This window comes from Kitasatospora sp. NPDC059722 (assembly GCF_042733235.1).
In the GTDB taxonomy this organism is placed as follows: domain Bacteria; phylum Actinomycetota; class Actinomycetes; order Streptomycetales; family Streptomycetaceae; genus Kitasatospora.
In genome coordinates this window covers 1-20,121 of sequence record NZ_JBHWGD010000086.1, presented here as the reverse complement: position 1 = coordinate 20,121, position 20,121 = coordinate 1, and the positions used below count along the sequence as shown (strand labels likewise).

The 20,121-nt window shown below is 74.1% G+C and carries 14 protein-coding genes, 1 tRNA gene and 1 pseudogene; 9 read left to right on the top strand and 7 right to left on the bottom strand.

Annotation, left to right across the window (positions count from 1 at the left end; translation table 11 throughout):
• Positions 1–58 precede the first annotated feature (58 nt).
• Positions 59–979: pseudogene (locus tag ACFV4F_RS35145) on the bottom strand (LysR family transcriptional regulator); the annotation flags it as partial.
• A gap of 222 nt (positions 980–1,201) precedes the next feature.
• Here ACFV4F_RS35145 and snpA (ACFV4F_RS35140) point away from each other — a divergent pair.
• From snpA (ACFV4F_RS35140) to ACFV4F_RS35125, 4 genes are all read left to right on the top strand, one after another.
• Positions 1,202–1,846, top strand: a complete 645-nt coding sequence (gene snpA, locus ACFV4F_RS35140) for a snapalysin (RefSeq protein WP_380435211.1) — start codon at positions 1,202–1,204, stop codon at positions 1,844–1,846.
• A 319-nt stretch (positions 1,847–2,165) separates the two neighbouring features.
• Positions 2,166–2,801, top strand: coding sequence for a snapalysin (snpA, locus tag ACFV4F_RS35135; RefSeq protein ID WP_380508788.1), 636 nt, complete (start codon positions 2,166–2,168; stop codon positions 2,799–2,801).
• A gap of 120 nt (positions 2,802–2,921) precedes the next feature.
• Positions 2,922–3,599: a pentapeptide repeat-containing protein gene (locus ACFV4F_RS35130; RefSeq protein WP_380435213.1), complete on the top strand. Its 678-nt coding sequence runs from the start codon at positions 2,922–2,924 to the stop codon at positions 3,597–3,599.
• A 210-nt stretch (positions 3,600–3,809) separates the two neighbouring features.
• Positions 3,810–5,891 (top strand): phosphocholine-specific phospholipase C, encoded by a 2,082-nt coding sequence (locus tag ACFV4F_RS35125; protein ID WP_380435214.1) that lies wholly within the window; start codon positions 3,810–3,812, stop codon positions 5,889–5,891.
• On the opposite strand, the gene ACFV4F_RS35120 is transcribed toward ACFV4F_RS35125, so the two are convergent.
• Complete coding sequence (locus ACFV4F_RS35120; RefSeq protein WP_380508785.1) at positions 5,881–6,672, bottom strand: phosphoribosyl-dephospho-CoA transferase MdcG domain-containing protein; 792 nt, start codon at positions 6,670–6,672, stop codon at positions 5,881–5,883. The two genes, ACFV4F_RS35125 and ACFV4F_RS35120, sit on opposite strands and share 11 nt — an antisense overlap.
• Before the next feature lie 161 nt (positions 6,673–6,833).
• Between ACFV4F_RS35120 and ACFV4F_RS35115 the strand changes: the two genes are divergently transcribed.
• Complete coding sequence (locus ACFV4F_RS35115; protein WP_380508782.1) at positions 6,834–7,058, top strand: hypothetical protein; 225 nt, start codon at positions 6,834–6,836, stop codon at positions 7,056–7,058.
• A 15-nt stretch (positions 7,059–7,073) separates the two neighbouring features.
• Here the strand turns inward: ACFV4F_RS35115 and ACFV4F_RS35110 are convergent, their stop codons facing one another.
• Positions 7,074–10,385 (bottom strand): S41 family peptidase, encoded by a 3,312-nt coding sequence (locus tag ACFV4F_RS35110; RefSeq protein ID WP_380508779.1) that lies wholly within the window; start codon positions 10,383–10,385, stop codon positions 7,074–7,076.
• A 134-nt stretch (positions 10,386–10,519) separates the two neighbouring features.
• Here ACFV4F_RS35110 and ACFV4F_RS35105 point away from each other — a divergent pair, with 134 nt between their 5' ends.
• Positions 10,520–12,196 (top strand): chitinase, encoded by a 1,677-nt coding sequence (locus ACFV4F_RS35105; RefSeq protein ID WP_380508776.1) that lies wholly within the window; start codon positions 10,520–10,522, stop codon positions 12,194–12,196.
• A gap of 78 nt (positions 12,197–12,274) precedes the next feature.
• On the top strand, positions 12,275–13,483 hold the full coding sequence (locus ACFV4F_RS35100; RefSeq protein WP_380508773.1) for an MFS transporter: 1,209 nt from the start codon (positions 12,275–12,277) through the stop codon (positions 13,481–13,483).
• Positions 13,484–13,492: 9 nt separating this feature from the next.
• Here the strand turns inward: ACFV4F_RS35100 and ACFV4F_RS35095 are convergent, their stop codons facing one another.
• From ACFV4F_RS35095 to ACFV4F_RS35080, 4 genes are all read right to left on the bottom strand, one after another.
• Positions 13,493–14,128, bottom strand: coding sequence for a DJ-1/PfpI family protein (locus ACFV4F_RS35095; RefSeq protein WP_380435220.1), 636 nt, complete (start codon positions 14,126–14,128; stop codon positions 13,493–13,495).
• Positions 14,128–15,099 carry a GlxA family transcriptional regulator gene (locus ACFV4F_RS35090; protein WP_380508770.1) on the bottom strand — a complete coding sequence of 324 codons (972 nt, stop codon included), beginning with the start codon at positions 15,097–15,099 and terminating at the stop codon, positions 14,128–14,130. The genes ACFV4F_RS35095 and ACFV4F_RS35090 overlap by 1 nt, the downstream gene beginning before the upstream one ends.
• A 139-nt stretch (positions 15,100–15,238) precedes the next feature.
• Positions 15,239–15,312: transfer RNA gene (locus ACFV4F_RS35085), tRNA-Lys, on the bottom strand.
• A 74-nt stretch (positions 15,313–15,386) separates the two neighbouring features.
• Entirely contained in the window at positions 15,387–16,295 is a 909-nt protein-coding gene (locus ACFV4F_RS35080; protein WP_380508767.1) for an NADP-dependent oxidoreductase, read from the bottom strand.
• A gap of 221 nt (positions 16,296–16,516) precedes the next feature.
• Between ACFV4F_RS35080 and ACFV4F_RS35075 the strand changes: the two genes are divergently transcribed.
• The gene (locus tag ACFV4F_RS35075; protein ID WP_380508764.1) at positions 16,517–18,100 is read left to right on the top strand and encodes a Na+/H+ antiporter; all 1,584 of its coding nucleotides are present in this window, start codon (positions 16,517–16,519) and stop codon (positions 18,098–18,100) included.
• A gap of 234 nt (positions 18,101–18,334) precedes the next feature.
• On the top strand, positions 18,335–19,996 hold the full coding sequence (gene pgi, locus ACFV4F_RS35070; protein ID WP_380508761.1) for a glucose-6-phosphate isomerase: 1,662 nt from the start codon (positions 18,335–18,337) through the stop codon (positions 19,994–19,996).
• Positions 19,997–20,121: the final 125 nt, after the last annotated feature.

The window sequence follows — 20,121 nt, the reverse complement described above, 5'->3', positions numbered from 1 at the left end:
GCCAGGCCAGGTAGGCCGGGTTGACCTTGGCGAGGTCCAGGTAGGCGGCCCGCAGTTCGCCGTACAGCGCCTCCAGGGCGGTCGGGGCGAGCGCGCGCGGCCGCCAGGTGAGCAGCAGGCGGACGGCGAGCGGATCGCCGTGGACCGGGCGCACGACCGTCCCGGGGCCGGGCAGGGACGTCGGCTGGCAGGGGCGGACGGCCTCGCCGGAGGCGACCAGGTCGGCGGCGGTGGTGTTGTCCCGGACCTGCACCACCCGGGGGTTGAGGCCGGCCTCGCTGAACACCCGGCGCATCGCCGCGTACTCGTGGTCGGCGGTCGGGTCCACCATCCAGGTGTCCTCGGCGAGGTCGGCGAGGTGGACGACCGGGCGGGCCGCGGCCGGGTGCCCGGCGGCGAGCGCGACGAACTGCGGCTCGCGGGCCATCAGGACCCGGTGCTCGGCGTCCGGGGGCACGCGCAGCGGGAAGCCCTCGCTCTCGTACACGAAGGCGACGTCGAGCTGGTCGGCGGCGACCATCCGCAGCAGGGCGCTGGCGGAGATGTCCACGTGGATGGTGGTGTCGGTGTCCGGCAGCCGCTCGTGGACGCGGCGCAGCCAGGCCGCCACCGCCCGGCTGCCGACGCTGCCGATCCGCAGCCGCCGCCGGCTGCCGGGGCCGGCCGACTCCCGGGCCTCCTGGCGCGCGGCGGCGACCAGCGCCGCCATCTCGGTGATCACCGGCCGGGCCCGGGACAGCACGGAGTGGCCGAGCGCGGTGGGCCGGCTGCCGGTCTGCTCGCGGGTGAACAGGGTGCCGCCGATGGCCCGTTCGATCCGGTGCAGCTGGGTGGTGAGGGAGGGCTGGGTCATGCCGAGCCGGAGCGCCGCCTTGCGGAGGCTGCCGGTGTCGGCTATCGCGCACAGCACCCGGAGGTGTCTCACGTCGAGCTCCACGTCGGGAGCATAGACGCCGACGACCCTTGTCGCCAAGGACATGACACGAATCAACACGGCGGAGGCCCACCGGTATTGACCGGCGTTATCGCCGGTTGACATCATCCGCGACGGCCGTGCCCGGGGGGAATCTGGGGCAGCGATTCCAGCCCCCGGCCGGCAGGCCCGGGGCACCCCCACATTCCGCCCGCCGCCGCCGGCCCCCAACCGGCACCGGTGGCCGGGCGTTTCGCGATCCGGAGCCCCCACATGTCTCGATCCGTCATGTCCCGATCCGTGCTGTCCGCCGCCCTCGGCGTCGCGCTCGCCGCGGGTCTCGCCGCCCTGCCCGGGACGGCCGTCGCCGCACCCGCCGCACCGGCCGCGAGCGTCGCGGGCTACACGCCCGCGGCCGGCTCGGCGTACGCCGGTTCGGCCGCCGAAGCCGCCGACAACCAGGCGTTCTTCCAGGCCGTCATGGCCTCCGCCAAGGCCAAGCAGGCCGCCAACCCGTGGCTGCTGACCGTCACCGTCACCTACGACACCGGCAACGCACCGTCCTTCACCAGCCAGATATCCCAGGCCGCGCAGATCTGGAACGGGTCGGTGCGCAACGTCCAGCTCCAGGAGAGCGGCGGTCAGGGCGACTTCTCCTACTACGAGGGCAACGACTCGCGCGGCTCGTACGCCAGCACCGACGGCCACGGCCACGGGTACGTCTTCCTCGACTACCAGCAGAACCAGCAGTACAACTCCCTGCGCGTCACCGCGCACGAGACCGGGCACGTGCTCGGCCTGCCCGACCACTACTCGGGGCCGTGCAGCGAGCTGATGTCCGGCGGCGGACCCGGCCCGTCCTGCACCAACCCCTACCCGGACGGCAACGAGCGCGGCCAGGTCGACGAGCTGTGGGCCAACGGCGCGGAGTAGCCGGGGCCCGATCGGGGTGCGGCGGGCCGTCCGGCCGGAATGGGGCGGCCCGCCGCGCGGTTGCTTCCCCGGGGCGGAGCCTAATCGCCCGGGCAGCGGAATGCCAGGGGTGAGAAAGGGTCAAGTCAAGCCAAAGCCGATTCAAAGGCCGGGAAAATCGGGGGTATTGGACAGGGCTATCGCGGGTTGACATCATCCGCCCCGCCGCCGCGCTGCCCGAAGCTCGGTGGACATCACCCGTTCACCAGGTGCCCCCCACGGCCGGCCCCCACCGGCCACGCACCGCAGGAATCGGAGCCCCCACATGTCTCGATCCGTCATGCCTCGATCCGTGCTGTCCGCCGCCCTCGGCCTGGCACTCGCCGCGGGTCTCGCCGCCCTGCCGGGGACGGCCGTCGCCGCACCCGCCGCCCGGGCGGCCTCCGGCTACACCGCCTCCGCGTCCGCCGGTTCGGCGTACGCCGGTTCGGCCGCCGAGGCGGCCGACAACCAGGCGTTCTTCCAGGCCGTCATGGCCTCCGCCAAGGCCAAGCAGGCCGCCAACCCGAACCTCGCGACCGTCGTCGTCACCTACGACGCCAGCAGCGCCCCGTCGTTCCGCACCCAGATATCCCAGGCCGCGCAGATCTGGAACGGCTCGGTGGGCAACGTCCAGCTGCGCGCCGGCTCGGCCGCCGACTTCCGCTACTACGAGGGCAACGACTCGCGCGGCTCGTACGCCAGCACCGACGGCCACGGGCGCGGGTACGTCTTCCTCGACTACCAGCAGAACCGGCAGTACAACTCGCTGCGGGTGACGGCCCACGAGACCGGGCACGTGCTCGGCCTGCCCGACCACTACTCGGGGCCGTGCAGCGAGCTGATGTCCGGCGGCGGGCCCGGCCCGTCCTGCACCAACCCCTACCCGAACGGCACCGAGCGCAGCCGGGTCAACTCCCTCTGGGCGCGCGGCTGACCGACCCCCGGAACCGCCCGGCCGCCGTGGGCCGCGGCCGGGCACCCCCGGTTCTGTCGGTGGCGCGTGCGAGCATGCGGGCGAGACCCCGTCCGCCCGACCCCGCGAGGTGCCGCCCCCGTGCCGAACACCGCCCCCAACGTGCCCGACTTCCCCGACCGCCTCGCCGACCTGCGCTTCGCCGACCTGCTCCGCCCGCACACCGGGCCGCTGCGCGCCGACGAGCGCTACGACACCGTGCACTTCGACGGCGGCGAGTACACCGACCAGGCGGCCGCCGGGGCGACGTTCCTGGAGTGCGCGCTCACCGGCGTCGCCTTCAGCGGCGTCAAGCTGCGCCAGGCCCGCTTCACCGACGTGTGGGTGCAGTCCGGCCGCTGGGTGGCCTGCGACCTGAGCGACGGCGAGTGGCAGGACAGCGCCTTCGTCGGCGGCGTGCTGGCCGGGATCGCCGCGCACGGCTCGGCCGTGCGCCGGGTGGTGTTCCGCGGCTGCAAGCTGGAGGCGGTCAACCTGCGGGCAGCCGTCCTGCGGGACGTCGTCTTCGAGGACTGCCTGCTGCGCGACGTCGACTTCGCCGACGCGAAGCTCACCCAGGTGTCGTTCCCCGGTTCGACGCTGGAGGAGGTCCACCTGCGCGGGGCCGCGCTGACCAGGACGGACCTGCGCGGCGCCGCCCGCCTCGGCCTCCCGGACGGCCACCTGGGGCTGCGCGGCGCGATCATCAACTCGCACCAACTCCTGGAGCTGGCGCCGCAGTTCGCCCACGCCCTGGGCATCACCGTCCAGGACCGCTGAGGCCCGCCGGCCGGTCCCCCTCCCCTTCACATCCTCGGAGTTTCCGTCCCCCGTTCAGCCGGTGGTCGCTCGATGACGGCCGGACGAACAGTCCACCAACCCTCCCGCCCGCATCTGGTGGGCCGGTTCGGCGCCGGTGGAGACTGCTCCGCGATCGATGAGCCCCGACTTGTGCACACAACATCGGTAGTGAAGGGACGGGCTGGGCTGATGGCCGAGCTGAGTCGTAGGAAGTTCGTGACGCTGTCCGGAGCCGCCGCCGCGGGCCTGGCCATGACCGGTGCCGGGGGCGCGGGGGCGGCCCCGACCGCCGCGGGCGCGGCGCCCGCCGCCGTGAACACCGCGGCGCTGTCGCAGACCGGCACCATCGCGGACGTGCAGCACGTGGTGATCCTCATGCAGGAGAACCGCAGCTTCGACCACTACTTCGGCATGATGAAGGGCGTGCGCGGTTTCGCCGACCGCAGCGCGATCCAGATCGCCGGCGGCTACAGCGTGTTCAACCAGCCGAACGGCACCGGCCGCCAGTACCCCTGGCAGTTCAGCCTCACCAAGCCGGCCGGCGGCGCCGACCCCGAGCGCCTCGCCCAGTGCAACGGCGACCTCGCCCACGGCTGGAGCGACCAGCACAAGGCCTGGAACAACGGCAGGATGGACTCCTGGGTCGCGGCCAAGGGCAACGTCCGCACCCTCGGCTTCCTCACCCGCCAGGACATCCCGTTCCACTACGCGCTGGCCGAGAACTGGACCATCTGCGACGCGTACCACTGCTCGGTGCTCAGCGCGACCGGCCCCAACCGCACCTACCACTGGTCCGGCCAGATCGACCCGGCCGGCACCGCGGGCGGCCCCGCCTACGACGGCGGTGACGAGAAGGGCCTGCGGTGGCAGACCTACGCCGAGGCCCTGGAGGCCGCCGGCGTGAGCTGGAAGGTCTACCAGAACGCCGCCGACAACTACGGTGACAACGCCCTCGCCTACTTCAGCCAGTTCGCGGGCGCCCCGGCCGGCAGCGCCCTGGCCGTCAAGGGCATGGCGTCCGTGCCCGCCGTCACCGGCAGCACCCCGGACGACATCGTCGCCGCGATCAAGGCCGACGTGCTGGCCGGCACCCTCCCGCAGGTCTCCTGGATCGTCCCCGACCAGGCCTCCTCCGAGCACCCGTACGCCACCCCGGCCGACGGCGCGCACTTCGTCCACAACGTGATCGACGCGCTCAACGCCGACCCGAACGTCTTCGACTCCAGCGTCCTGTTCATCAACTACGACGAGAACGACGGCTTCTTCGACCACGTCCCGCCGCCGGCCGCCCCGGCCGGCACCCCGGGCGAGTTCTACAGCGGCACCAACATCGGTCTCGGCTTCCGCGTCCCGATGATCGCGGTCTCGCCCTGGACCCGCGGCGGCTGGGTCAACTCCGAGACCTTCGACCACACCTCGGTGCTGCGCTTCCTGGAGACCTGGACGGCCGCCATCGGCGCGCCCGCCACCTGCCCGAACATCAGCGACTGGCGCCGGCGCGTGTGCGGTGACCTGACCAGCGCGTTCGACTTCGCCAACCCGGTCTACGGCCTCCCGGCGCTGCCCGACACCTCGCAGACCATCGGCCTCGCCGCCTGCGGCCCGCTGTCCAACCCGGCGCCGGTCAACAACCAGCTGCCCGTCCAGGAGTCCGGCACCCGCCCGGCCCGCGCGCTGCCCTACCAGCCCAACGCCAACCTGGACCACCTGGAGTTCGGCTCCGGCGGGGTCATGAAGGTCTGGATCAGGATGGCCAACGGGGGCACCGCCACCAAGTCGGCCCACTTCTCGGCCTACGTCAACGCCTACCGCAGCGGCGGCCCGTGGCAGTACACCGTCGACCCGGGCGCCGGCACCAGCGACTTCTTCAACTGCGGCACCGGCTTCGGCAACGGCCCGTACGACCTCACGGTGGTCGGCCCCAACCGCTTCCTGCGCCGCTTCAAGGGCGACGCCACCAAGGCGGGCAAGAACGCGGCCGTCACCGCCTCGTACGCGGTCGAGCCGGGCACCGGCAAGCTGGCCCTCTACTTCGCGCTGGCCAACACCGGCAGCACGGCCCTCACCTTCACCATCGCGTCGAACAACTACCGCACGGACGGCCCCTGGACGTACCGGGTGCCGGCCGGCGGCAGCACCAGCGACTTCTTCAACGCGGTGGCCTACAACAACGGCTGGTACGACTTCACCGTCACGGTGGACGCCGACAGCAGCTGGTCGCAGCGGTTCACCGGCCACCTGGAGACCGGCGCCCCCAGCGTCAGCGGCTGACCGCCCCGCCCGAGGGGCCCCGGGGGAACCACGGATCGTGGACCTCCCGGGGCCCCTCCGGCGTCAGCAGGGTGAGCGTGAGCGGCGCCGCCGCGTACTCGGCCAGCAGCACCGAGCCGTGCCGGGTCTCCAGCTCGGCCTGCACGGGCACGCGCAGCTTGCTCAGCGCGCGCCGCAGCTGCAGCGCGTCCCGCCGGCTGACCGGCTGCGGGGCGCGCACCACCAGCCGCAGCGGGCTGAGCGGTCCGGTCACCGGCACGCCGGTGCCCAGCTCGTAGCCGACGGCGCCGATCGGGCCCCAGGCCAGCCGGTGGTCCGCCGCCAGCTCGCCGACCGCCGGCAGCAGGGCGAGCCCCGGGACCTGCGCGACCCGGCCCGGCGCCAGCAGGGCCCGCCGGGCCGGGAGCTGCTCGGGACGGAAGGTGCGGGCCACCGCCGCCCAGGGCGCGAGCGCGTGCAGCAGCTGGCCGCGGTGCGGGCCGCGCACCGTCACCGGGATCCAGTGCTCGGGCGCCGTGACGTCCCCGGTGCAGCGCACCGGGTGCGGGGTGTCCACCGGGGAGCCGACCACGGCGGGCGCCCTGGCGACCGTCACCCACGGGTGCGCGCGGAGCACCGCCCGTGCCCAGTCCGGGAGTTCGCCGCCGCCGAGCGGGCGCAGCGAGCCGGGGCACTGCATGAGCAGCAGGTCGTGCGGGCCGGGCAGCCGCCCGTCCAGCGCGGCGAGCGGCCCGACCAGGCGGCGCGGGCCGCCGTGCTGTTCGTCGATGGCGTTCCTCACACCCCCACCGTCCGCCCGGCCGGGACCGGCCCGCTACGGCCCTTCGATGCGTTCGACCGGGACCAAAGACTCAACGCACGCCGCGTCGAGGCCCGACGTGCGCCCGTCCGGTCGTGGTGTGAGAGTGGGGGACAGCCCGGTATCCGTCCGGAGGAGGAGTCATGGGCATCTTGGACAGGATCTTCCACAGGGGGCACGAGGCCGCCGGGCCGGACGCCACCGAACGGGCCGCGCTCGCGCACGACGAGGCGGCCGACGCGTACAGCGACGACATCGAGCGGACGCGCGAGATGCACGAGTCGCAGCGGCAGCAGGTCCAGGACCAGGCCGAGGCCGACCGGCGGGCCGCCGAGAACATGACGGCCGAAGGCGACCCCTGGGACTGATCCGAAGGACACTCCCTAGCCCCTCGGCGGCAGCGGCGGGCGCCGCAGGTCCGGCCGGGGGGTGTCGTCCGGCGGGGGCGCGGCGGCGGGGGCGTCCTCCAGCAGCTCCAGCGCCAGCTGGACGGCCGTGTGCAGTTCCGGGTGCCGCCCGCCGGCCCAGTCGCGCGGGCCCCGCAGCACGTGCACGTCGGGTTCGACGCCGTGGTTCTCCACGGACCAGCCGAGTCCGCCGGTGAACCAGGACGCGTTCTTCGGCACCGAGATCTGGGTGCCGTCGCCGAGGGTGTGCCGCCCGGTCATCCCGACCACCCCGCCCCAGGTGCGGGTGCCCACCACCGGTCCGAGGCCGAGCAGTTCGATCGCCGCGATGATCACGTCGCCGTCCGAACTGGTGGCCTCGTCGGCGAGGGCGACCACCGGCCCGCGCGGGGCGTTGCGCGGCCAGCGGACGGGCTGGCGGTCGCGGGTGAAGTCCCAGGCGAGGACGCGCCGGGTGAGCTTCTCCAGGACGAGTTCGGAGACGTTGCCGCCGGCGTTGCCGCGGACGTCGAGCACGAGGGCGGGCTTGTCGAGCTCGCGGCGCAGGTCGCGGTTGAACTGCGCCCAGCCGGAGCCGCCGAGGTCGGGGATGTGCAGGTAGCCGCACCGCCCGTCGCTGAACTCCCGTACCAGGGCGCGGCGTTTGACCACCCAGTCCTGGTAGCGCAGCGGCCGTTCGTCGGTCAGCGGGGTCACCGTGATCCGCCGCACGGGGGAGTCGGGGTCGCTGCGCAGGCCGATCTCGACGGTGGTGCCGCCGGTGCCGGCGAGCAGCGGGAGCGGGCCGCGCACCGGGTCGACCGGGCGCCCGCCGATCTCCAGCAGTTCGTCGCCGTCGCGCACGCCCTGGGCGGCGAGCGGGGCGCGGGCGCGCGGGTCGGAGGACTCGCCGGGCAGCACCCGGTCGACCAGCCAGCGGCCGTCGGGGGAGCGGTGGGCGTTGGCGCCGAGCAGGCCGAGCGGCTGCTGGGCGAGCGAGGGGCCCTCGCCGCGGCGGGACGGGGTGACGTAGGCGTGCGAGGTGCCGAGTTCGCCGAGGAGTTCGCGCAGCAGGTCGGCGAAGTCGTCCGGCCCGGCGATCCGGTCGAGCAGCGGCTCGTACTGGGCGACCAGGGCGGGCCAGTCGAGGCCGGACATCCGGTCGTCCCAGAACTGGTCCCGGACGATCCGGGCGGCCTCGTGGTAGGCCTGGCGCCACTCGGCGGCGGGGTGCACGGTGTGGTTGATCCGGCGCAGGTCCACCGGGGTGCCGGCGGAGGGGGCGCCGACCGGGACGATCCGCAGGGTCCCGGCCGAGTAGACCGCGATCGAGCCGCCGTCGCCGGACACCGCGTACCCGTCGAGCTTGTCGACCAGGGTGGAGCGGGTGCCGCGGGCGAGGTCGAAGTGCTCCAGCGAGGGGCGGCCGGAGGTGTCGTCCGGGCTGGTGAAGGTCTGTCCGAGGGTGCCGGAGATCGGCCAGCGCAGCCAGACCAGGCCGCCGCGGACGGCGTCGGTGGCCGAGTACTTGGAGGCGATCACCGGGAACTGCAGCAGCCGCTCGCCGATGCCCTGCGGGTCGACCCGGACGGTGCCGTCGCCGCCGCCGTCCCCGCGCGGGCCGCCGTCCTCGGCCGGTGCGGCGAACGGGGACGGGGTGTCGGCGGTGAGCGGGACGAGGTAGGGGCGGCAGCCGAGCGGGAAGGAGAGGTCGCCGGTGTGGACGTCGTGGACGGGGTCGAAGCCGCGCCAGGACAGGAAGGCCAGGTAGCGGCCGTCCCGGGTGAACACCGGCTGCTCGTCCTCGAACCTCCCGTCGGTGACGTCGGTGATCGGGGCGGGCGCGTCGGCGCGGGTGAGCCGGATGCGGCGCAGCGAGCGCCCGGCGGCGGGCTGGGACCAGGCGATCCAGTGGGAGTCGGGGGAGAACCGGGCGCTGGAGACGGGCCCGTGGGCGGAGGCGGCGACCTCGCGGACGTCGCCGTCGGCGGCGGTGACGAGCAGCAGCCGCCCGTCCGAGGTGGCGGCGGCCAGCCGGGTGCCGTCGGTGGAGGCGGTGAGCTCCAGGACGCGGCCGAGCCGTCCGGCGGCGAGCACCCGGTGGCGGTGCCGTTCCCCGCTGGTGTGTTCGAGCGGGCCGTCATGCCCGGGCAGCGGCATCACCTCGACGGCGTCCGCGCCCTCGGCGTCGGTGATCCAGGCGGCTTCGCCGGTGTGCCCGAGCATGACCGGCAGGCGGGTGCGCACCCCCGGGGTGTCGGCGAGCGCGCGGGCCGGGCCGTCCTTGTGGGTGAGCCAGTACTGGCTGCCGCGCACCGTGATCACCCCGGTCCGGCCGGTCTGGTCGCAGGCGAGGTCCTTGACCTGGCTCGCGGCGCCGACCTGGTAGGGGCGGCGCCCGGCCCGCGCACCGCCGAGCGGGACGTGCAGCCGGTGCGGCGCGGGGGCGTCCAGGCCGTCCAGCAGCCAGAGGTCGCCCGCGTGCTGGTAGACGATCCGGGTGCCGTCGGTGGCGGCCTCGCGGGCGTAGTAGGAGGCGTGGTCGGTGTGGCGGCGCAGGTCGGTGCCGTCGGGCCGGCAGGAGTAGAGGTTGCCGATGCCCTCGTGGTCGGAGAGGAAGGCGATCCGGTCGTCGGGGGGCTCGCCGACGGTCATCGGTGAGGCGAGGTGGCCGCGGTGGCCGGGGAGCACCTGCTCGCCGTCCACCCAGAGCCGGCCGGTGGCGCCTCCGCGGTAGCGCTTCCACGCGGCGGGCTCGTGCGGGGCGGCGCCGGTGAGCAGGACGGTGCGGTCACGGCTCATCTGGGCGTCGCCGACCGGTCCCCAGGGCATCCGGCGGCCGGGGGAGCCGTCCGGGGGCAGCGCGTGCGCCCAGGTGTAGTGGCCGAAGGGCTCGTGGAAGGAGGTGACGGCGAGCACCTCGCCGTCCGGCAGCCAGCCGCGCACCCGGGTGTCCTGGCTGCCCCAGTGGCTGAGCCGCTGCGCCTCGCCGCCGGTGGTGGGGGCGGTCCACACCTCGGGGGTGAGGCCGAGCCAGCTGGTCCAGGCGAGGGTGGCGCCGTCGGGGGAGAAGCGGGGGTGGCTGACCCGGGTGCGGTCGCAGGTGACCCGCCAGGCCCGGTCGGTGGTGGCGCCGCCGGTGAGCCGGGCGATCCAGACGTCGTCCTCCGCGGTGAAGGCGAGCAGGTCCCCGTGCAGGTGGGGGTAGCGGAGGTAGCCGGGCGAGGTCACCCCTCCATCCTTCGACGGGGTGTCACGCCCGGCAACCGGGGCGGGCCGCGGGGGCGGGCCCCGACCGGTCTGGACCATTGACACCGCCCCGCCGCATCCACTTCAGTGGTCTAGTCCAACTTGGGTGCCAGGCCGGGCCGTTCCCCCCACTGGCGCGTGCTCCGGCGTGCCCTCGGACGTCCCCCACGACCACGCCCCGCAGGAGCCCCCGCATGAGCAGAACTCCCCCGACCTCCCGTCGGCGCCCGTCCCGCGCCGCGCTCGCCGCCGGCACCGCCTCCGCCGTCGCCGCGGCCACCCTGGCCGGCCTCACCCTGGGCCTCGCCCCCGCCGCCTCGGCCGGCGAGTTCCTGGTCAACGGCGGCTTCGAGTCCGGCTCGCTCGGCCCCTGGAGCTGCTCCGCCGGCACCGGCAGCGTCGTCGCCAGCCCGGTGCACAGCGGGAGTCACGCCCTGGCCGGGGCCGCCGGCGCGAGCGACACCGCCCAGTGCGCGCAGACCGTCGCCGTCGCCCCCGGCACCACCTACACGCTGAGCGCGTGGGTCAACGGCTCGTACGTGTACCTCGGCGTCGACGGCGGCGGCCCGAGCACCTGGACCCCGGGCACCGGCGGCGCCTACCAGAAGCTCAGCGTCAGCTTCACCACGGGCGCCACGCAGACCAGTGCCACCGTGTACACCCACGGCTGGTACGGCCAGGGCACCTACTACGCGGACGACGTCTCGCTCGACGGGCCGGGAGCGCCGAGCCCGAGCCCGACGTCGACTCCTACGCCCACCGCGTCGCCCACGCCCACCGCGACCCCGACCGGCACCCCGACGGGCACGTCCACCGGCACCCCGACCGGTACGCCCACCGGCACCCCCCAGCCCGGCGGCCACGCCCTGGTCGGCTACCTGCACGCGAGCTTCGCCAACGGCGCCGGCTACACCCGGATGGCCGACGTCCCGAACTCCTGGGACTTCATCGACCTCGCCTTCGGCGAACCCACCTCGCCCACCTCCGGCGACATCCGCTTCAACCGCTGCTCCACCACCGACTGCCCGACCGCCGAGTCCGACGCCGACTTCAAGGCCGCGATCGCCGCGAAGCGCTCCCAGGGCAAGAAGGTGCTGATCTCGATCGGCGGCCAGAACGGCCAGGTCCAGCTCACCACCACGGCCGCCCGGGACGCCTTCGTCAGCTCGGTCTCGGCGATCATCGACAGGTGGGGCCTGGACGGCCTGGACATCGACTTCGAGGGCCACTCGCTCTCCCTCGACGCCGGCGACACCGACTTCAGGAACCCGACCAGCGCGGTCATCGTCAACCTGATCTCGGCGCTGAAGACCCTCAAGGCCACGTACGGGCCTGCCTTCGTGCTGACCATGGCGCCGGAGACGTTCTTCGTCCAACTCGGCTACCAGTACTACGGTTCCGGCCCGTGGGGCGGCCAGGACCCGCGTGCCGGCGCCTACCTGCCGGTCATCCACGCGCTGCGCGACGACCTCACCCTGCTGCACGTCCAGGACTACAACTCCGGCTCCGTCATGGGCCTGGACAACCAGTACCACTCGATGGGCGGCGCCGACTTCCACGTCGCGATGACCGACCTGCTGCTCAAGGGCTTCCCGGTGGCGGGCAACACCAACAACGTGTTCCCGCCGCTGCCCGCCTCGAAGGTCGCCATCGGCATGCCGGCCACCACCAACGCGGGCAACGGCTACGTCGCCCCGGGCGAGGTGGACAAGGCCCTGGACTGCCTGACCAAGCTCACCGACTGCGGGACGTACGTGCCGCGTTCGGGTGCCCAGCCGAACCTGCGCGGGCTGATGACCTGGTCGATCAACTGGGACCGGTTCGGGGGAGGGGAGTTCTCGAAGAACTTCGACGCCTACTACGGCCGCTGACCCGCGGCCTCGCAGTCCCGAAGTCCCGCAGTCCCGTGCTTGAACCTCACACCGGTGTGAGGTTCGAGCATGGTCCGCATGACGACCGCACAGAACACGCAGACCACGCAGACCGCGAAGCCCGTATCCCGTACGGCACTTCCGTACCCCGCCCTGCTCGCGCTCGCCACCGCGGTGTTCGTCACCGCGCTGACCGAGACCCTGCCCGCCGGTGTCCTGCCCGGGATGAGCGGGTCCCTCGGCGTCGGCGAGTCGGCGACCGGCCAGACCGTCACCGTCTACGCGCTCGGCACCGCCGCCACCGCGATCCCGCTCACCGCGGCCACCTCCGGCTGGAGCCGCAAGCGGCTGCTGCTCGTCGCGATGGCCGGCTTCGCCGCCGCCAACACGGTGACCGCGCTCTCCTCGGACTATCCGCTGACGATGGCGGCCCGCTTCGTCGCGGGCGTGGCGGCCGGTCTCGCCTGGGCGCTGCTGGCGGGCTACGCGCGCCGGCTGGTGCCCGCCGAGCTGCAGGGCCGGGCGATCGCGATCGCGATGGCCGGCATCCCGGTGGCGCTCTCCCTGGGGGTCCCGGCCGGCACCTTCGCCGGTCAGGCGCTCTCGTGGCGGGTGCCGTTCCTGGCGATGACGGCGCTGGCGCTCGGCGTGATCGGCTGGACCGCCGCCGTCCTGCCGGACCAGCCCGGCAGGACGGCGGGGGAGCGGGCACCGCTGCGGCGGGCGCTCACGGTGCCGGGGGTCGTGCCGGTGCTCGCCGTGACCCTGCTCTTCGTGCTCGCGCACACCATCCTGTTCACCTACATCGCGCCCTTCCTCGCCCGGGCCGGGCTCGGCGGCTCGACCGACTCGGTGCTGCTGGTCTTCGGCCTGGCCTCGCTGGTGAGCATCTGGTTCGTCGGCGCGCACATCCACCGCAGGCTGCGTGCGCTGACGATCGGCGGCGCGCTGCTGGTCGCGGTGACGGCGGGCGTCCTCGCGGTCGGGTCCGGCAGCGCGCCGCTGGTCTACCTCGCGGCGCTCCTCTGGGGCCTCGGCTGGGGCGGGGTGCCGACCCTGCTGCAGACCGCCGTCGGCGACGCCGGCGGGGAGCAGGCCGACGCGGCCCAGGCGATGCTGGTCACCCTGTGGAACGCCGCGATGGCGGGCGGCGGGGTGGTCGGCGGCCTCGTGCTCGGCCGCCTCGGCACCGGCGCACTGCCGTGGACGGTGCTCGCCCTGGTGCTCCCCGCCCTCGCGGCGGTCCTCGCCGCCCGCACCCACGGCTTCCCGGCCCGCCGCGGCTGACCGAACGCCCTAGCCGAGCAGCAGGTTGGTGCTCAGCAACGAGTCCGCGAGACCCGCCGGGGCGGTCGCGAGGGAACCGGCCGAGTACGGGGGCCGCGGGTCGTACTCGATGACCAGCTGGATCGCCTCGGCGGTCGCGTCCCCGGCGATGCGGCCGGTCAGCGTCAGGGCCAGGTCGATGCCGGCCGAGACCCCGGCGGCCGTGGCGTACTTGCCGTCGATGACGACCCGCTCGGTGCCGGTCGGCTCGGCGCCGAAGCCGGTCAGCGCGTCGAGGCAGCACCAGTGCGAGGTGGCCCGGCGTCCGGCGAGCAGTCCGGCGGCGCCGAGCAGCAGGGAGCCGGAGCAGACCGAGGTGGTCCAGGTGGTGGTCGCGTCCACCCGCCGCACCCAGTCGACCAGTTCCCCGTCGGCGAGGGCCGGCTCGGTCCCGGGGCCGCCGGGCACGAGCAGCACGTCGGCGGTGTCGACCTCGTCGAGGGCGGCGTCGGCGGTGAGCGCGAGGCTCTTCATGTCGGTGCGGACCGGCCCCCGCCGGGCCGCGGTGAACACCACCTCGGCACCGGGGATGCGGGACAGCACCTCGTACGGGCCCACGGCGTCCAGGGCGGTGAAGTCGTCGTACAGCAGGACGGCGATGCGCATCAGTTTCCTCCGGGAGGGCTGGGGTGGAAGCGGCGGCGGTATTCGGCGGGTGGTGCGGCCAGGGTCCGGACGAAGGCGCGCCGCATCGCCTCCGGGGTGCCGTAGCCGCAGGCGCGGGCGATCTCCTCGATCCCGTCCCCGGTGTCCTCCAGGCGGCGCCGGGCGGCCTCCAGCCGGACGCCGTCCACGTACCGGCCCGGGGTGACCCCGACCTCGGCGGCGAAGGCGCGGGCGAAGTGCCGCGGCGAGAGCGCCGAGCGCCGGGCCAGCGCCTCGACCGAGAGGTCCTCCTCGGGGTGCTCGGCGATCCACCGCTGGACCTCGCGCAACGGGTGCCGTGCGGCCACCTGGGCGGCCAGCTGGGTGCTGAACTGGGCCTGGTTGCCCGGCCGGCGCAGGAACACCACCAGGTGGCGGGCGATCAGCAGCGCGGCGTCGCGCCCGAGGTCCTCCTCGACCAGGGCGAGCGCGAGGTCGATGCCGGCCGTGACCCCGGCCGAGGTCGCGACGTGCCCGTCCCGGACGTGGATCGGGTCGGGGTCGACCTCGACGTCGGGGAACCGCCGGGCCAGGGCGTCGCAGTACGCCCAGTGGGTGGTCGCCCGGCGCCCGGCGAGCAGCCCGGCCTCGGCGAGCAGGAAGGCGCCGGTGCACACCGACGCCACCCGCTCGGCCCGGTCGGCCAGCTCCCGGATCCGGGTCACCAGGGCCGGATCCGGCGCGTCCGTGCCCTCCCCGCCGGGCACCAGCAGGGTGTGCACGGGCCCGACGTCGGCCAGGTCCGCGTCCGGCAGCACCCGCAGGCCGCTGCAGTTGCGCACCGGCCCGCCGCCCGCGGCGGCGAGCGTGACCCGGTACGCACCCGGCCGCCCGGCGGCGGCGCCCGCTCCCGCGAACACCTCCAGGGGGCCGGTGACGTCCAGGCTCTGCACGCCGTCGTAGAGGACGACGACCACGCTGCGCGTTCTCATGCGGTCAGCCTGTCAGCGGGCCGGAACGGCAGCAATGACCTGTTTCCCACCTTTCCTGCCACCGGCCGCCCCCGGCCCAGGGGGAACGCCGAAACGCCGGAAGGCCCCCCGCTCTCGCGAAGGGCCTTCCGGCTGTCTGTGCGCCGCCAGGGACTCGAACCCCGGACCCGCTGATTAAGAGTCAGCTGCTCTAACCAACTGAGCTAGCGGCGCCTGCTGACGCGGAGAACATTACCTGGTCAGCGGCGGAAACACACAATCGGCCCGGGGCGCCCCGCCGACGGGCGTCACGCGGTGAGGACGACCTTCCCCCGGACGTGCCCGGTGGCGACCATCCGGTGGGCGTCGGCGGCGCGCTCCAGCGGGAAGGTCTCGGCGACCTCCAGGCGCAGGCCGCCCGCCTCCCACAGCTCGACCAGCTCGGCCAGCCGGGCGGCCGTCCGCTCCGCGCGCAGCTGCCGCAGCCCGAGCCGCTCGGCGGTCGCGTAGTCGACGACCGTGCCGATCCGGTCCCGGTCGGCGACCAGCTCGACCGAGGCCTCCAGCGCGCCCCGCCCGGCGGCGTCGAACGCGGCGTCCACGCCGTCCGGCGCGAGCGCCCGGACCCGTTCCACCAGTCCGTCGCCGTACGCGACCGGGATCGCGCCCAGTTCGCGCAGGTAGTCGTGGTTGCGCTCGCTCGCGGTGCCGATCACGGTCGCGCCGTAGGCCCGGGCGAGCTGGACGGCCACCGTGCCGACGCCGCCGGAGGCGCCGTGCACCAGCACGGTGTCGCCCGGGCCGACCTTGAGCAGGTCGAGGGCCATGTGCGCGGTCTGGCCGGAGGCGGAGAGCGAGCCGGCCTGCTCCCAGGGCATCCCGGCCGGTTTGGCGACCAGGTGCGAGGTGTCCACGACGACGAACTCGGCCTGGCTGTCGAGTACCCGGAAGCCGATCACCTCGTCGCCGACCTCCCAGCCGTAGCTGCCGGGTCCGAGCTGGTCGACCACGCCGGCGAACTCGTTGCCGAGCACCAGCGGGCCCTCGGCCACGACGCCCGGCGGCCGGAAGCCCGCCCGGATGGCGAGGTCCACCGGCTGCACCCCGGCGGCGTACACCCGGACCCGCACCTGGCCCGGCCCGGCGGTGGGGGTGGCCACCTCGACGACCCGCAGGGCCTCCGGGCCGCCGGGCTCGGGGACGGTGACTGCCTTCATCGGGGGGTCCTGCCTCTCGTCGGTGGTGCGGCCGGTGCTTCCTTCCGATCATCTGACCTCAAGTGCGCTTGAGGTCAACTGCCTTCCCGGCGTGTCCTCCCGGATGGGCGCATTGTCAGATTTATCCTGGGCGGCGCTCAGCCGTCCGTCGCCCGGTCGTCCCCGCCGTCCGCCGCGGGCCGTCCGCCGCCCAGCCGTCCGTCGTCGAGAGGAAACCCCCCGTGGGCCAGCTGCCCCTGTTCTTCCTGGTGCTGCTCGCCTCGGTGGTGACCCTGCCGCTCGCGCGCCGCACCGGCGTCCCGCAGCCGGTCCTGATGACGCTGCTCGGCATCGTCATGGCGCTCGTGCCGCAGATCCCGGACATCTCCGTCGAACCCGAGCTGATCCTCCCGCTGGTCCTGCCGCCGCTGATCTTCGCCGTCGCCCGGCGCTCCTCGGTGCGCTACTTCAAGGCCAACATCCGCTCGATCCTGCTGCTGGCCGTGGCCCTCGTCGTGGTCACCACGATCGCGGTGGCGGGCGCCGTCCACTGGCTGCTGCCCGCCCTGCCGCTCGCCGCGGCCGTCGCGGTCGGCGCGCTGGTCTCCCCGCCCGACCCGGTCGCGGCCGTCGCCGTGGCCGGCAGCGTCGGCCTGCCGCGCCGCCTGGTCGCCATCCTGGAGAGCGAGGGCCTGTTCAACGACGTCACCGCGATCGTCATCTACTCGCTCGCCATCGACGCCGTGGTCGGCGGCGACTTCTCGCCCGGCCACGCGGTGCTGCGCTTCGTCCTGTCGGCGGTGCTCGCCGTCGTCGTCGGCGTCGCGCTCGGCTGGGTCAACACCAAGCTCGCCGAGCTCCTGGAGGACCCGACCCAGCAGGTCGCGCTCAACCTCCTGGTCCCGTTCGCCGCCTACACGATCGCCGAGGAGATCCACGGCTCCGGCGTGCTCGCCGTCGTCGTCTGCGCGCTCTACCTCGCCGAACGGGCCGCCGACGCGGACGCCGTCTCCTACCGGCTGGTCGGCAACGCCTTCTGGGAGGTCGTCGAGATCCTCATCACCGGCGTCGCCTTCGGCCTGATCGGCCTCGAACTCGCCACCGTGCTCAAGGAGGCCGGCCAGGGCTGGACCGGCTTCATCGGCGACGCGAGCATGGTGATCGCGGTCGTCGTCGTGGTCCGCCTGCTCTGGCTGCTCCCGGCCGGCTGGCTGTCCCGGCGGCTGCGCGCGGGGGACGACGAGGACACCCCGTTCAGCTGGAAAGAGAGCGTGGTCCTCTGGTGGTCCGGCATGCGCGGGGTCGCCACCGTCGCCCTCGCCCTGGCTATCCCGCTCACCGTCGACTCCGGCGCCGGCTTCCCCGAGCGCGGCCGGCTGGTCTTCATCGCCTTCAGTGTGGTGCTGTTCACGCTGCTCGTCCAGGGCCTGAGCCTGCCCTGGCTGGCCAAGCGCTTCCAGCTCGACCTCGACCAGGACCGGCACGAACAGGCCGTCCGTCAGCTCTGGTGGCGCGCCGCCCGGGCCGGGCTCGACCGGCTGGGCGAACTGGAGGAGCAGGACCGGATGCCCGCCGAGGTCGCCGACCGCCTGCGGGACCGTCAGCACGACCGGCTGGCCCGGCTCTGCCCCGAGAAGTACGCCGAGGAGGAGGCCTCCGAGGCGAAGCTGCGGCTCTCCCAGTGGCGGGCCGCCCGGGACGTCGAGCAGGAGATGATCGCCGCCTCGCGGCGCGAGATGCTGGTCGCCCGCAGCGAGCTCGGCGCCGACCCGGAGCTCGTCGACCAGGTGCTGCGCGGGCTCGACCTGCGCTCCGAACGCAAGTGACGCGCCGTTCGTGCCGGAGCGTCCACCCGGAGTCCACCGCAGTCCACCCGCAGTCCACCGCACTCCGGACGTGCCCGTACGGAATGTGCGCCGCTCCCTCCGGCGTTGCATAGGCTGGCCCCGGGCAGGCCGTCAACGGAGTCGGCGCACCACCGGAACCCGCACGACCTCGCGAAGAGACCCTCACCGCCTGGCCCTGCCGGTATCTGCACCCAGATGAATCGAGGAACACCGATGTCGGAGACCAGCGCCGACGCCCGCACGCCGCTCGACCGCACCCCGCAGTGGGCCGCCCTCGGCAAACACCGCGCCGAGTTCGGCGACACGCACCTGCGCGAGCTGTTCGCCGCCGACCCCGAGCGCGGTCGCCGCTACACCCTCGGGGTCGGCGACCTGCACGTCGACTACGCCAAGCACCTGGTCACCGACGAGACCCTGGAGCTGCTGCGCGAGCTCGCCGCGGCCACCGGCGTCGCCGAGCTGCGGGACGCGATGTTCCGCGGCGAGAAGATCAACAACACCGAGCAGCGCGCCGTCCTGCACACCGCGCTGCGCGCCCCGCGCGGCGCCGTCGTCGAGGTCGACGGCGTGAACGTCGTGCCCGGCGTGCACGCCGTCCTCGACAAGATGGCCGCCTTCGCCGACCGGGTCCGCGGCGGCGAGTGGAAGGGCCACACCGGCAAGCCGATCCGCACCGTCGTCAACATCGGCATCGGCGGCTCCGACCTCGGCCCGGCCATGGCCTACGAGGTGCTCCGCTCCTTCGCCAAGCGTGACCTCGACGTCCGCTTCGTCTCCAACGTGGACGGCGCCGACCTGCACGAGGCCGTCCGCGACCTGGACCCCGCCGAGACGCTGTTCATCGTCGCCTCGAAGACCTTCACCACCATCGAGACCATCACCAACGCGGTCTCGGCCCGCACCTGGCTGCTCGACGGACTGGACGCCGGCACCGGGGCGGTGGCCAAGCACTTCGTCGCGCTGTCCACCAACGCCCAGGGCGTGCACGACTTCGGCATCGACACGGCCAACATGTTCGAGTTCTGGGACTGGGTCGGCGGCCGCTACTCCTACGACTCGGCGATCGGCCTCTCGCTGATGCTCGCCATCGGCCCGGACGCCTTCCGCGAGATGCTGGACGGCTTCCACCTCGTCGACGAGCACTTCCGCACCGCCCCGCCGGAGGAGAACGTCCCGCTGCTGCTGGGCCTGCTCGGCGTCTGGTACGGCGCGTTCTTCGACGCCCAGGCGCACGCGGTGCTGCCCTACTCGCACTACCTGTCCAAGTTCACCGCCTACCTCCAGCAGCTGGACATGGAGTCCAACGGCAAGTCGGTGGACCGCGCGGGCAACCCGGTGAACTGGCAGACCGGCCCGGTCGTCTGGGGCACCCCGGGCACCAACGGCCAGCACGCCTACTACCAGCTGCTGCACCAGGGCACCAAGGTGATCCCGGCCGACTTCATCGGCTTCGCCCGGCCGGTCGCCGACCTGCTCCCGGGCCTGGTCCCTCAGCACGACCTGCTGCTGGCCAACTTCTTCGCCCAGACCCAGGCGCTGGCCTTCGGCAAGACCGCCGAGGAGGTCGAGGCCGAGGGCGTGCCGGCCGAGCTCGTCCCGCACAAGACGTTCAAGGGCAACCACCCGACCACCACCGTCCTGGCCGGCGAGCTGACCCCGTCGGTGCTCGGCCAGCTGGTCGCGCTCTACGAGCACAAGGTGTTCGTCCAGGGCGCGATCTGGAACATCGACTCCTTCGACCAGTGGGGCGTCGAGCTGGGCAAGGTGCTCGCCAAGCGGATCGAGCCGGTGCTGCTCTCCGGCGAGGGCGCCGAGCAGCTGGACAGCTCCACCGCCGAGCTGGTCGCCCGCTACCGCGCGCTGCGCGGGCGCTGAGCCGTCGGGCCGCCCGTCCCCCCCCGGCGGGCGGGCCCCCGCCCGCCCCGCGCCCCCCCACCCCGAAAAGCCCGCGGGGCCCCCCCGCACCCGCAGGGGCGGCGCCGGGGGGGGGGGCCCGCCCC

Coding starts and splice junctions, on each gene's coding strand:
- snpA (WP_380435211.1), top strand. CDS start 1,202: ATGTCCCGATCCGTGCTGTCCGCCGCCCTCGGCGTCGCGCTCGCCGCG.
- snpA (WP_380508788.1), top strand. CDS start 2,166: ATGCCTCGATCCGTGCTGTCCGCCGCCCTCGGCCTGGCACTCGCCGCG.
- ACFV4F_RS35125 (WP_380435214.1), top strand. CDS start 3,810: ATGGCCGAGCTGAGTCGTAGGAAGTTCGTGACGCTGTCCGGAGCCGCC.
- ACFV4F_RS35115 (WP_380508782.1), top strand. CDS start 6,834: ATGGGCATCTTGGACAGGATCTTCCACAGGGGGCACGAGGCCGCCGGG.
- ACFV4F_RS35110 (WP_380508779.1), bottom strand. CDS start 10,385: ATGGTCCAGACCGGTCGGGGCCCGCCCCCGCGGCCCGCCCCGGTTGCC.
- ACFV4F_RS35105 (WP_380508776.1), top strand. CDS start 10,520: ATGAGCAGAACTCCCCCGACCTCCCGTCGGCGCCCGTCCCGCGCCGCG.
- ACFV4F_RS35100 (WP_380508773.1), top strand. CDS start 12,275: ATGACGACCGCACAGAACACGCAGACCACGCAGACCGCGAAGCCCGTA.
- ACFV4F_RS35095 (WP_380435220.1), bottom strand. CDS start 14,128: ATGCGCATCGCCGTCCTGCTGTACGACGACTTCACCGCCCTGGACGCC.
- ACFV4F_RS35090 (WP_380508770.1), bottom strand. CDS start 15,099: ATGAGAACGCGCAGCGTGGTCGTCGTCCTCTACGACGGCGTGCAGAGC.
- ACFV4F_RS35080 (WP_380508767.1), bottom strand. CDS start 16,295: ATGAAGGCAGTCACCGTCCCCGAGCCCGGCGGCCCGGAGGCCCTGCGG.
- pgi (WP_380508761.1), top strand. CDS start 18,335: ATGTCGGAGACCAGCGCCGACGCCCGCACGCCGCTCGACCGCACCCCG.